Source organism: Vibrio sp. SCSIO 43137 (assembly GCF_028201475.1).
Lineage (GTDB): Bacteria > Pseudomonadota > Gammaproteobacteria > Enterobacterales > Vibrionaceae > Vibrio.
Genome location: NZ_CP116383.1, coordinates 2,295,036 through 2,307,945, shown reverse-complemented (window position 1 = coordinate 2,307,945; position 12,910 = coordinate 2,295,036). Strand labels below are relative to the sequence as shown.

The window sequence follows — 12,910 nt, the reverse complement described above, 5'->3', positions numbered from 1 at the left end:
TATCTCCTGAACTAAAAACATGGAGATAATGCTATGTTACGTATAAGAAAACCCCTACCTTTAACCCTAGCTATTGTAAGTAGTATCCTGTTTTCTGCTGCTGCAATGGCAGATAAGCTACCACCTGAAAAACATCTGTCTGGTTTGGAGTATGAGCTAATTGGTCGTAATGAAATTTATAATTACCGCTCATTACCCTCATACAGTGAAGCGCCTTTTTTGAAGCAGTTAGTGACTGCTGGTAAACTTCCCCCTCTGGAAAAACGCCTGCCAAAAGAACCACTTGTATTCAAAACTGCTGCCATGTCTGACGGGGTTGGCGAATATGGTGGTGTCTTCAGACACGTTATAGGCGGAAGGCCACAAGGGTTTAATTGGCTTGCCGGTCAAACTCAGGGGTGGGGTGGCATCAATATGGCGCTTCAGGAGTGCCTTGTCCGGCAAGGCCCTCGTTGGCAGATTAAACCCGCTGGACAAACCGGTCCACTTCCAAACCTGGCGAAATCTTGGGAATGGAATCAAGATAATACACAATTAACGATGCATCTAATTGAAGGAGCTAAATGGTCAGATGGTGATACTTTTGATAGCGATGACATAAAATTCTGGTGGGAAGATAATGTTGAAGATGCAAATGTCGCTTCTTTTATGAGAGCCGGCACACTGGGAGAAGGAACCAAACTTGATGTCGTAGATGCTTACACAATCCGTTTTACTTTCGCCGAGCAAAAAAACGAAAGCATTGTTGAAAACTTTGCTTTTCTTCAGGGTTGTCCTGGCCCGAGTCATGTGCTGAAGAAATACCACCCGAAATACAATAGCGAAGCAACTTACAGTTCTTATTCTGCGGCAATGCCTGCGGATGCATTGCCGATTCCAGTAATGGGAGCCTGGGTTCCGGTTCTGCATAAGCCTGATGAACTAGTCATTCTGCGTCGTAACCCTTATTACTGGAAAGTAGATGAAAAAGGGCAACAACTTCCCTACTTAAACGAACTTCACTTCAAACTTTCTACATGGGATGACCGTACTACACAAGCCATAGCGGGTACGGGAGATTTTTCGAATATGGAGAACCCAGGTAACTTCGTTGAAGCTGTGAAACAGTCCCGCACCCCGGATTCTCCGATAGAAGTTAAGTTTGGTCCCCGCATTCAAGGCTGGCGAGTTAATCTGAACTTTTCCAATATTGGCATAAAAGATGATATTGATAGCGAGCTCCGGCGCTTATTCCGCAATAAAGATTTCCGAATCGCTTTTAGTCATGCTCTTGACCGAAAATCGATTGGCCAGTCGGTCGTTCGCGGCCCGTTCACATACCCATACACTGGTGGTTTCTTAAGTGGTTCTCCTTACTTTGACTACTCAAGTACTGTGTATCAACCATACGATATTAAGAAAGCTAAAAAGTTGCTGGATTCTTTGGGCTTGAAGGATATCGACGGTAACGGGATCAGAAATATGCCTAAAACAGGTGAAGATCTGGTGATTGATCTGGTTTTCATTTCCAGCCGTAACGATGCTCGTAAACAAGTAGATGCCATGACCTCTCAGCTTGCCGATGTAGGTATCAGACTACTTCCTAAAGGCCTCGATGAGTCCAGTTTTGAACGAATAAGAGCTGGGGGTAGCGCTAATGCCTTGTTCCAACGTACCAACTTTGTACGGCCCACCCGCGAAGTATGTGATCAACTTCCGGTTAGTGAGAAGTGTCCATACTACCATCAGGCCAATAATGGAGAACGGAATTTGATGCCGTTTGAGAAGGAACTGATTGAACGGTACAACACCTTTGTTTCTTCGAGTGATGCAAATGTCAAGTTGAAGGCCATTTTGGATATGCAAACCATAATTACAGAAAATGCCTATGTTATTGGTACCGTTCAGGCACCGGGGGCTCTGTTGGTTAATAAGCGGGTGAAAAATGCTCACCCCGGAACCCCGACCTTTATGTTTGAGTGGGCAGAGGATGGGATCATTCGTGAGCGTCTATGGGTAGCGAAAGAAGAACAGCAGACTGAGCTCTTACCTGGGGTAATTGCAGAGTATTAGTACTCAATCTATGCTCTTGCCAGCCCATAACGGGCTGGCTTTCAAAATAAAGCAATAAAAGGAGGATTAGGGATGAACGTTCTCTTCTTTATAGTCAAACGCACCCTAGCCACCATACCGCTATTATTTGCCATATCAATTGCTTCATTTGCCATTATCGTTGCCGTTCCCGGAGATTATGTTGATGCTTGGGTGGGGCAGGCCATGTCTGTGACAGGGCAATCTTATGAAGAGCTTCAACCACAAGCGGAAGCGATGCGCAAGGAGCTGGGGTTAGACAAATCTCTGCCAGTACAATATCTGTATTGGATTAAAGGCATTATCTTTCATGGAGATTTTGGGCTTTCTTTCGCACAAAACCGCCCGGTAACGGAAGTGATCGGTCTCCGTTTGCCACGCACAATCGGTCTGGCGATGATTACTTTGATTGTCGGACAGGGCGTAGGTATTGTGCTGGGGATCTATGCCGCTGTTTATCAGTACAAATTAGGGGACACCTTGGCGACACTCATCGCGTTTCTCGGTATTGTGATCCCTAAATTCGTGATGTCACTGATTATTCTATACTTTTTGGCCTTTGTCTGGCATTCACCGTATATAGGCTCCCTCTACTCACCCGAGTATATGCTTCAGGAACACTTTTCTTTTGGTAAGTTATGGGATTTCTTTCTACACACCTGGCCAATACTACTTATTTCAATTTGGGCTGGGCAGGCTTACACCACACGTATGATGCGGGGCAACCTGTTGGATGTGATGAAAATGCAGTATATCGAAACGGCCAGGGCAAAAGGGCTTACCAATAATAGAGTACTGTTTAAGCATGCTGTTCCCAATGCACTTCATCCAGTGATCATGAACTTGGGCTCCCGTTTTGACTACATGATCAAAGGGGAAATAGAGATTGCCATTGTGCTGGGTATTCCTACGCTAGGTCCATTGATTCTGAGTTCGGTAAGTGATCGGGATATGTATGTAGTGTCTGCCATTTTCATGCTTGTCGCTATGCTGCTGGTAATCGGTAACCTAATTGCAGATTTACTGTTGGCTGTACTCGATCCGCGTATCCGTAACGCTACAATGACAAGGAAGTGATCATGGAAAGTCACACCAAATTGAATACAGACAACTCTTTCGCAATGAATGCAGAAATTGTCACTGACAAATCCCTGACTTATTGGCAGTTGGTTCGTGCCAGATTCCGTCATAACCGTTATGGAATGATGGGGCTTGTTGGGTGTTTATTGGTATTCCTGAGTGCAGTGCTCTCGGGGTTTATTGCGCCATACTCAGCCCATACTAAGAATTCTGCCGCCCTTTATTCGCCACCTCAGTTAGTAAAAATCTGGCAAGAGGGAAAAGGAATCTCTATGCCGTTTGTCTATCCTTATCTGGAAGAGATGGATATGGAAACCTTCGAGATTACCTTTAAACCTGATCTTGCTAACCCAGTGTATTTGACTCTTTTTCCCGAAGGAGATGATTGGAAATGGATGGGAATGACATTCAACCGACATCTGTTTGGTGGAGAAAATGGCAAATCGATACACTTATTAGGTACGGATAATCTGGGGCGTGATGTTTTCAGCCGCATGATTTTTGGTACTCAGATTACCCTGTTAATGGGGCTGTTAGTAGTCAGTGCTGCCGGGGTAATTGGCACTTTGGTCGGTGTGGCTTCAGGATATTTTGGTGGTGTTTTTGATGTTGTTACCCAGCGTATCGTAGAATTTCTCAAAGCATTTCCGGATCTGCCTCTTATTCTTGCTCTTGTGGCGATTTTACCCAAACGGGCAGAGCCGGTTACTATTTTTATTCTGTTCGCACTGATTATGGTCCTGCTGAAATGGACTGACTTGTCCCGTGAGTTGCGTGGTAAAGTCATCGCTGTTCGATCAATGGAGTACGTTCGTGCCGCCGTGGCGATAGGTGCTTCAGACCGTCGAATTATTACCCGTCATATTGTACCTAATATGTCCTCTCACATTATTGTCTGGGTGACCTACTTCTTGCCAGAAGTTATTCTGCTGGAAAGTTTTCTTTCATTTCTTGGTGTTGGTGTTCAGGCTCCTATGGTCTCTTGGGGAGTAATGCTTAACCAAATCCGCGACTTCCAATCATTCTCTGCCGCGCCTTGGTTGATGGCACCGGTTGGTATGGTAGTGATCTCCGTCCTTTCTTTCAATGCGCTGGGTGATGGCCTGCGCGATGCAATGGACCCATATGCTAATGACTGAACAACTATTAAAAATTGACAATGTCGAAGTCTCTTTCCGCACCACGACAGGTGTCAAAGAGGCAGTCAGGAACGTCAGCTATGCCGTAAACAAAGGAGAAACCCTGGCGGTTGTTGGTGAGTCTGGCTCAGGAAAATCGGTGACTGCCCGGGCCGTCATGGGCATGCTGGCGACCAATGCCATTGTGGGAAAACAGACGAAAATCCAGTTTATGGGAGATGATCTGGCCAAATATTCACAATTACAGATGCAGGCAATTCGAGGCAATCGGATATCCATGATCTTTCAAGAGCCGCTTACCAGCCTAAACCCAATATACCGAATTGGCGATCAGATAGCTGAGATTGTCACCTCTCATCGTCAAATGGCCAAAGATGAACTGAAAACGGAAGTGATTAAGCTATTGAATGAAGTGCAGTTACCAGACCCGGAAGCCCGTTATGCACAGTACCCCCATGAAATGTCTGGCGGGCAGCGCCAGCGGGTAATGATTGCAATGGCACTGGCAAACAAGCCAGACTTGTTGATAGCCGATGAACCCACAACAGCACTAGATGTGACAGTGCAGGCTGAGATCTTGTCACTGCTAAAAAATTTACAGGCTAGGCATAATATGGGCATTATCCTTATTACCCATGACCTGACCGTAGTACGTCACATATCAGATTCAGTGGTCGTTATGCGGTATGGAGAGGTTGTGGAAAGAGGAAAGACTCAAGAAGTATTTAACAACCCCCGGCACCCATATACGCGACATCTGATTAACTCAGAGCCGAAAGGGTTACCGGAGCCATTGAGTGCCGGAAGTGACTCCATTCTTATCGGAGAAGATCTGCGAGTAGTTTTCAATATTAAACACGGTGGTTTCTTTAACCGAAAACAGACAGAAGTTGTGGCGGTAAACGATGTATCTACAAGGATCAGAAAGGGCGAAACTCTGGGTATTGTAGGAGAGTCAGGTTCAGGGAAGTCTACACTAGGTATGTCGTTACTTCGTCTCAGTAGTATTCAGTCCGGAACCATCATATTTCAAAATAAAGAAATACATAATCTTGACAGGAAAGGGTTACAGCCTTTGCGTACCCGGATGCAGGTGGTATTTCAAGATCCATTTTCCTCATTGAACCCGCGCATGATTATCCGTCAGATCCTTGAGGAGGGGTTGATTGTGAACGGAATTGGTAAGACGTCAGAAGAACGGAAAAAGTTGATCCTACAAGCATTAGAAGATGTTCAGATGCCTGCCGATTCACTTGATCGGTTCCCTCACGAGTTTTCCGGAGGGCAGAGGCAGCGTCTTGCGATTGCACGTGCGGTGATCCTTAAGCCGGAGTTTATTCTGCTTGATGAACCAACATCGGCATTAGATTTATCCATTCAGGCGCAAATTATTGACCTTTTGAGAGATCTGCAGAAAAAGCATAACCTCAGTTATATGTTTATCAGCCACGACCTGAAAGTTGTACGGGCGCTTTGTCATAATGTGTTGGTAATGCGTAACGGAATAGTGGTAGAGGCCGGTTCTACTCAGGATGTGATGGAACAACCTAAAACTGCTTATACCCAGCGTCTGGTCAAAGCAGCGTTTGATGTTATAGCGTAACTATCTTGCCCGGATATCAATTGTACTTATGTTGATGTTCGGACTTTATATAGACTCCCTGAGTATAGCCAAGGCTCTATTTGTTACAGCCTCAGATGGCGCAGTTTTGTATCTTTCCAATTTTGAACTCAACATAGTTCCATATTGTGCCCGCCTAACCCTACATTTTTCATAAATGTAGCCGGCAATTAAGTAACTGTTCGATATTTTCCAAAGTGACGCGTATTTAGGAACAGTTATTTAGGTTACTAAATATTTAAAATTTATATAGACCATATAGTGGGATATGTGCTTCCGTTTTCGTTCCGGCTCATTCGTCCGCAAGTGAGCTCGTGGTGTTTTATGGTTACGCTGCTATTTATAAAAAACTGTCCGGAAAATTTAATTATTTTCCGGAAGATTAATACTGTTATCCGGAAGAAAAGCCAAGTTAGATATATTTAAATCAAATTTCCAATGAAGAGGAAAGCCGAAATTGTATTTCGCTATGGTATGAAGGAAGAAGATAGTCATGAAAAAATGTCCAAAGATTGCGTTTATTGGTGCCGGTTCAACGGGGTTCATGAAAAACATTATTGGTGATATTCTTCAGCGTGATGCGCTGAGTGGTGCTGAAGTAGCGCTAATGGATATTGACCCGGTCCGGCTCGATGAGTCAAAAGTTGTCGCTAACCGAATGGTAGATAAACTTGGTGTTGAAGCAAAAATTTCAACACATCAGATTCAAAGAGAAGCTTTGGAAGGCGCTGATTTTGTTATTGTCGCTTTCCAGATCGGGGGATATGACCCCTGTACTATCATAGATTTCGAAATCCCAAAAGAGTTTGGCATACGTCAGACTATTGCTGACACACTCGGTATCGGCGGTATTATGCGTGGCCTGCGTACCGTACCGCACCTATGGTCAGTGTGTGAGGATATGTTAGAAGTATGTCCGGATGCGCTGATGATCCAATATGTGAATCCCATGGCAATTAATACCTGGGCAATTGCTAAAAAATATCCAACTATTAAACAGGTTGGTCTTTGTCATTCTGTGCAGCATACTGCTGAATTACTTGCGAAAGAGCTGGATATTCCAGCCAACAATATTCGTTATTACTGTGCTGGTATTAACCATCAGGCATTCTTCCTCAAATATGAAGAACGGCTGGAAGATGGTAGCTACCGCGATCTATATCCGCAACTGCATCAAGGCTATGCTGAGGGTGTGTTGCCGAAAGCGATAAGTCAGGAATCTGAGCGGTGTAAGAATATCATTCGCTACGAAATGATGAAGCGAACTGGTTATTATGTAACAGAAAGCTCAGAACATTTCGCTGAATATACGCCATGGTTTATCAAGCAGGGACGTGAAGACCTTCTCGAAAAGTTCGCTGTACCGCTCGATGAGTACCCAATACGTTGTGTTGAACAGATTGTAGGCTGGAATGAACAATCAGCAGAGTTGCAAGGTACAGCGGATATTGAAATAACCAAGAGTGATGAGTACGCTTCTGAAATAATCAACGCAGTATGGACCGATGAGCCCGCTGTCATCTATGGAAATGTTGTTAACACAGGTCTAATTACTTCTCTGCCTGACGGTTGCGCTGTAGAAGTACCTTGCCTAGTTAACCGCAATGGAATCCAGCCTACATATATTGGGGAGCTACCACCACAACTTGCCGCGATCATGCGTTCTTCCATTAATACGCAATCTCTGACTGTAGAAGCTCTGATGACTGAAAATCCGCAACATATCTACCATGCTGCGATGATGGATCCACATACTGGTGCTGAGCTGGATCTGGAGCAGATCTGGGCGTTAGTGGATCAAATGCGTGAAGCTCACGGCGAATGGCTGCCTCAGTGGGCTCAAATGCAGTAGTTGTTGCTGTGTTATATCTAACGGAATGTTTCTTCTATCCATCCCCCCTTAATTACGGTGACAAAAAATGGGTTATTGACGCCTAGGTATGATCTGATTTACCAAGCTTCAGGGAGGCCGGGCGTCGATTTAACTGCGAAAGCAAGGGGGACAAAAAATTGGCGGACGGCTAGTTGGATTCAGTTATTATCAAGTCCAAAGGTGAGTTCGACAGAATAGTTGCTGATGCCGGATTAAAGTAACGACACCAGTAAACCATACACCACTACACCAGCCAGAACCGGCACTCCTAAAGTGCGTGTTTTATACCATGCCAGTAGCGTTGCAATAACGCCCAGCCCCGTAGCCAGCCAGGCATTGAAAGACAAGGTCGGCGGGATCAGCGAGGTGCCGAACATAGCGGCAATCATCATTGGGCCCATTACCCTGAGCCATAACGGAATATCGGCCAGTGAACTTCCGTTCTCACTACGCTTTAATCGTCGCGACATCCAGAACAGTGGAGCGGTGCGCATCAAAAATGTGGCCAGCGCGATGAGGCCCAGTGTTAACCAGGTTAGTTCACCCATGTTGCTCTCCTGTTTCTGTTTTCGGCTTATGGACAAAGTAGTACAGCACAGTACCGCAAACTGCTGCCATAGGAATTGCGGCGTTAGGGTAACCAATAAGCTTAAGTAGCAAAGCCATAACAATGGTCACAGTTAAAGTAATGCCCCATGCTATTGAATCAAAACGTGGTGCCAGCAGGACAAGAAATAGCGCCGGAAGGGCAAAGGGAAGCATTTCACCCAGCAACGGCCATTGACTGATCACCTCTTCGCCCATATAAGCACCTAATGCCGTACCGCCAACCCAACTTAACCATGCGGTTATGCTTGCGCCGGTAAACCAGCCGATACGATGTTCGGCGACCAGTTGTGGCAGCCGGGTAAGGGCGAGGGCGAAAATCTGATCGGTAAGGCCGTGCATCAGAACCTTCCACCACGGGCTATTGGTGATATAAGGCGCCAGATTGGGGCCATAAACCAAGTGGCGGGCATTGATCAGTATGGTCAACGCAAGAACCAGCCAGACCGGTGCGCCCGAAGCAACCATAGCGACAAAGATAAACTGAGAGGCTCCCGCATACACCAGAGCAGAAATAGCAATGGTTTCCCAGATGCTAAAGCCCGATTGCAGAGAGATAACGCCGAACGAAACCGCTACCGAGATATAACTGCCCATAAGGGGCAGGGCATCTTTAATACCGGCAATCCACGGAGAAGTGTTGGCTGTATCAATCTGTGTATTCATTGTCCGCCTCCTCCTCTGCGTAGGTGATGGTCATCAGCAAGGTAGACCAACGCTCACCATTGCGATATTCATGGATGTTATCTGCTGCAAAGGTGAACTGATCACCCGCTTTCAGGGTGTTAACCTTACCGCCGGTATTTATTTCCAGTTCACCACTGATTACGGTAACAGATTCTCGGGTTCCCGGTGAATGTGGCTCGGCAACCCGTTCGCTTTCCGGTGCCATTGACATCCAGTAAGCATCGACCTGAGGATTATCGGTTCCCTGCTCGATCAATTTGAACTGTATCTCATCGCTGCCAAAAGGTGTGGTGACAGAGGCCACTAAGCTGCCGAAGGGCACATTCATCTGCACCGCAAGGCGCCAGATGGTATCCACGGTGGGATTACCAACACCTTGTTCCAGCCGCGACAAGTTTGACTTGGCAATACCGGCATCAGCAGCGAGTTTGGACAAAGAAAGCCCCCGCTCAAGACGAAGTTTCTGCAGGTTTTGCCCTAAGGTAATTAACATTGATTTGTCCAAAGTATCGCCTCAATAACAGATGTGAACTTGTTCCATATATAGAACGTTCTATATAAGGAACAAAATAAAGTCAATTGTTAATTAATTGTAATTTTCAGGTGATACTATAAGTAATTGAATTAATGGGTTATCTTTTTTATAAGAAATGAAAGGCTTGCTCGCCCAAACGGATGGCACTTGTCTGACTTTGCGACCAATATCTATAAGTTGAGTACTCCATATAAGACAAGTATTCCGTACGAGAATAGCGTCGATGAATATAAACCATTTCAGTTTATAGCACTATTTCTCTAATCTTAATTCACAGGCGAGCAGTGTCATCAGGAAAGTCAGCTCCCCTTCTATCAGACTCTCAGGTTCTTGTTCGCTTAATATCAGGCTCAGTTAAGTGGATAAGAACCTTTTTCATACGTGCAGATCAGAATCTGACCCGTTATCATCTAAGTGCAGCAACGGGCAGAACGGATTTGCAGATAGAGTTACTCCTTCCTTTGACTGGAATACAAACTCAGAAGAAAGAAAATCCCTGCAGAAGATAGCAGCACAAACCTGCTGGCAATGAAAGAGATGCCGTCAGCTTCGGCACCAACAGGTAAGCCAAGTAACAAGCAGGAAACCCCAGAAACCAAGAACATTAAAGTAAGAATATCTTTAGCAATCATACTTATCGTGCCTCCGTGTAAAGCAGGTACAATTACTAATCTAGAACATATAAGTTACAAAAATATGACCAAGTAAGTTCATATCAGAGATGGTTAATTACGGGTAATAAAAGGAGCAAAGACAGAATGGACTACACTATAGACACTGGACATAAGGGCTATGAAGCGGAGTTGTTAACGAGATGAAGAACATTCTTATTTTGATCCTGTTTTCTTTTATCTCCAAAGCCGCCATTGCCGAAACCTATCTGTTTGTCGGAACGACATTTCCATCTATTTTAGAGCAAAAGAAAAATGGTGAAGTTTATGGGTTAGGCCATGACATCGCCAAGAGAATTGCTGCCCGGCTGGGACATGAAATCATAATAGAGGTGTACCCTTTTCAAAGAGCGATGAAAATGGTTGCTGAAGGTAAGGCAGACGCATTTATCGGCCCTTACAAAACGGCAGAAAGAGAAAAATTCATGCATTACAGTAAGTATGCATTCTATCAGGACCCTATGGTGTTTTACGTGAAAGCGAATGAAACTTTAGCCTGGAATCGAGATTTTACTTCCCTTGAAGGGCTGAGAGTAGGCCTTACCAGAGGCTGGAGTTATGGAGAGGAGTTTGATCGCTACAAGGCAGAGTTAGATATTCATACAGCAAGTACAGTGAAAGCTAATTTTCAGAAACTGCTGGTTGGCAGAATTGATGTACTTGTCAGTCATCCCCGCAGTACTTCCGTACTTATCGAAGAGCTGGATATAGAAAACCAAGTAAAAATGGTCCTGCCGCCTATTACCATAAACAAGGGCTACTACGGCTTCTCAAGAAAAAAGAAGCTGGGTAAGTTTATCCTTCAGTTTGATCGCGAGTTTCAAAAAATGATTAAGAATGGAGATATTCTGAAACTCAATAGAAATTACGGCCTCGACTTTGTCAGTGATGTGAACGAGTAACGGCCACCTGAACTGAAGAGCCGTTGGTGCGGCGAAATTCACTTCATGTCCGCTATGTATAGGAAGAGTGGATACATAGCGGGCATAAGTTGAGGTTTACACTTCTAATGTTTCACCGTCAGCAGGAATAAGAACCTTTTCCGACAGGCCGTTTTTGTCGACAGACTGTTTCAGCATCGGACGGGTGACAGCGCAGTGGTTCAGTGCTTCCATATGGTTTGCAATCACCTTATTCGGAGACAAACGGATAAACTCCATCACTTCGTCCGTAGACATCAACAATGGCTGACCGACATCCATGCGTGCGCGTCCGGCTGCTACTACAGCGATGTCAGGTTTTAATTCAGTTAATGCGCGTTTTACATCATCAGTGAGCACGGTATCACCGCTGATAAAAATAGAGGGCTCGTTTGGTAGCTCTAAGAAGAAGCCAACGCCGTTTGCCATCACTTTATGAATCCAGCCGTGACCGTGCTGAGCAGGAATGGCGGTGAGTTTTCCACCCAGAAAATCGACGGTTTGCCAGTCTTCAATTCCCCAGTTAACCGTGAGACCGTACTTCTCCAGATAGGCTTTATCTTTAGCCGGAGTTGCAACCGGAATGCTGCGGCCTGACAGAAACGCTTCGCCCGCAGGGTCAAGGTGGTCACCGTGTTGCAGGGCTTTAATACCAAACGTCTGGCTATGGGTAATAAGGGTATGGGTGACTTTGTTGAGCAGTTCATCTGCATTATCCGGCATCTCAACAGTCGGGTTTTTCGCGGCTTTAGCTTTGATAACAGAAAAAGGAGGCATGGAACCTTTTTTACCCAGCATAGGGTCAATAAGAATAAATTTATCGCCGGATTCAATTATAAAAGTTGCGCTACGAAGGTGATGGATTTTCATATTTTGTCTCAAAATGGCTGGTGGCTTTCGATATAAATAAGTATGCAATGTCTGTTATCAGTGCGATACTGTCTCGAAAGTCATTGTTCGCGCAAATCGAGCCAAATATGAGCAAATCAAACCATCTAATCAACATCACTATGGTTGCCTTTGAGGGGATCAGCGCTTTTCACCTCTCCGTTCCCTGTATGGTGTTTCAGGATATCTTTGTTGATCAGCCGGCACATTTTGACCTGACCATTTGTGCTGAGAACGGCTCACAGTTTGAAACCGGCTCAGGCTTTGGTGTTGTGGTTGATAGTGATTTGAGTGCTATTGAAGAGGCCGATATTGTGATTATCCCGAGCTGGCCGAATAAGTTACCACAACCAAGTGAACAACTTCTAACTGCGCTGAAAAGGCATCACGCAAAGGGAAAGTTGTTGATAGGTCTCTGTCTCGGTGCATATGTGCTGGCCTGCATGGGTGTGTTAGACGGGAAACGGGCGACGACACACTGGGCATTTGCGGAGCCGTTTCAGAACGCTTTCCCGCAGGTGGAGTTTGATCCGAACCCGCTCTTTATCGAACACGATACGATTATGACGTCAGCCGGAATCGCGGCTTCCCTTGATTGCTGTCTGCATATTGTGCGTAGGTTATGTGGTAGCGAGCTAGCCAATGATTTAGCACGGAAAATGGTAACAGCACCATTTCGCACAGGCGGGCAGCAGCAGTATATTCCGGCACCTATCAGCGTTAAAGCACCTACAGAAACCAGCCTTAGCCTTGTAATTGAGCAGGTGGAGCAGAGCCTGAACGAATCACACTCACTGGATAAAGTAGCATAGCGTTGCGC

Annotated in this window: 12 protein-coding genes; 7 read left to right on the top strand and 5 right to left on the bottom strand. The window is 45.4% G+C overall.

The features are described 5' to 3' along the window. The first annotated feature begins 105 nt into the window (after nt 1–105). The 5 genes from PK654_RS10750 (at nt 106) to PK654_RS10730 (ending at nt 7,762) form a co-directional block, all read left to right on the top strand. Nucleotides 106–2,052 (top strand): ABC transporter substrate-binding protein, encoded by a 1,947-nt coding sequence (locus tag PK654_RS10750; RefSeq protein WP_271695792.1) that lies wholly within the window; start codon nt 106–108, stop codon nt 2,050–2,052. A gap of 72 nt (nt 2,053–2,124) precedes the next feature. Next, on the top strand, nt 2,125–3,147 hold the full coding sequence (locus tag PK654_RS10745) for an ABC transporter permease (protein WP_271695791.1): 1,023 nt from the start codon (nt 2,125–2,127) through the stop codon (nt 3,145–3,147). A 2-nt stretch (nt 3,148–3,149) separates the two neighbouring features. Then, nucleotides 3,150–4,289, top strand: a complete 1,140-nt coding sequence (locus PK654_RS10740) for an ABC transporter permease (RefSeq protein ID WP_271695790.1) — start codon at nt 3,150–3,152, stop codon at nt 4,287–4,289. Next, nucleotides 4,282–5,892, top strand: coding sequence for an ABC transporter ATP-binding protein (locus PK654_RS10735; protein ID WP_271695789.1), 1,611 nt, complete (start codon nt 4,282–4,284; stop codon nt 5,890–5,892). The genes PK654_RS10740 and PK654_RS10735 overlap by 8 nt, the downstream gene beginning before the upstream one ends. A 511-nt stretch (nt 5,893–6,403) precedes the next feature. Further along, nucleotides 6,404–7,762 carry an alpha-glucosidase/alpha-galactosidase gene (locus PK654_RS10730; RefSeq protein ID WP_271695788.1) on the top strand — a complete coding sequence of 453 codons (1,359 nt, stop codon included), beginning with the start codon at nt 6,404–6,406 and terminating at the stop codon, nt 7,760–7,762. Between the two features lie 233 nt (nt 7,763–7,995). Here the strand turns inward: PK654_RS10730 and PK654_RS10725 are convergent, their stop codons facing one another. The 4 genes from PK654_RS10725 to PK654_RS10710 all read right to left on the bottom strand — a co-directional run bounded on the left by PK654_RS10725 (nt 7,996) and on the right by PK654_RS10710 (nt 10,243). Continuing rightward, on the bottom strand, nt 7,996–8,331 hold the full coding sequence (locus PK654_RS10725; protein ID WP_271695787.1) for an AzlD domain-containing protein: 336 nt from the start codon (nt 8,329–8,331) through the stop codon (nt 7,996–7,998). After that, nucleotides 8,324–9,055, bottom strand: a complete 732-nt coding sequence (locus PK654_RS10720) for an AzlC family ABC transporter permease (RefSeq protein ID WP_271695786.1) — start codon at nt 9,053–9,055, stop codon at nt 8,324–8,326. The genes PK654_RS10725 and PK654_RS10720 overlap by 8 nt, the downstream gene beginning before the upstream one ends. Next, nucleotides 9,039–9,581: a helix-turn-helix domain-containing protein gene (locus PK654_RS10715; protein ID WP_271695785.1), complete on the bottom strand. Its 543-nt coding sequence runs from the start codon at nt 9,579–9,581 to the stop codon at nt 9,039–9,041. The genes PK654_RS10720 and PK654_RS10715 overlap by 17 nt, the downstream gene beginning before the upstream one ends. Nucleotides 9,582–10,060: 479 nt before the next feature. Then, nucleotides 10,061–10,243 (bottom strand): hypothetical protein, encoded by a 183-nt coding sequence (locus PK654_RS10710; RefSeq protein WP_271695784.1) that lies wholly within the window; start codon nt 10,241–10,243, stop codon nt 10,061–10,063. A 182-nt stretch (nt 10,244–10,425) separates the two neighbouring features. Here PK654_RS10710 and PK654_RS10705 point away from each other — a divergent pair, with 182 nt between their 5' ends. Further along, the gene (locus tag PK654_RS10705; protein WP_271695783.1) at nt 10,426–11,184 is read left to right on the top strand and encodes a substrate-binding periplasmic protein; all 759 of its coding nucleotides are present in this window, start codon (nt 10,426–10,428) and stop codon (nt 11,182–11,184) included. Between the two features lie 96 nt (nt 11,185–11,280). Here the strand turns inward: PK654_RS10705 and PK654_RS10700 are convergent, their stop codons facing one another. Beyond that, nucleotides 11,281–12,072 carry an MBL fold metallo-hydrolase gene (locus tag PK654_RS10700; protein WP_271695782.1) on the bottom strand — a complete coding sequence of 264 codons (792 nt, stop codon included), beginning with the start codon at nt 12,070–12,072 and terminating at the stop codon, nt 11,281–11,283. Nucleotides 12,073–12,179: 107 nt separating this feature from the next. On the opposite strand from PK654_RS10700, the gene PK654_RS10695 reads away from it, so the two are divergent. After that, complete coding sequence (locus PK654_RS10695; RefSeq protein ID WP_271695781.1) at nt 12,180–12,902, top strand: GlxA family transcriptional regulator; 723 nt, start codon at nt 12,180–12,182, stop codon at nt 12,900–12,902. Nucleotides 12,903–12,910 lie beyond the last annotated feature (8 nt).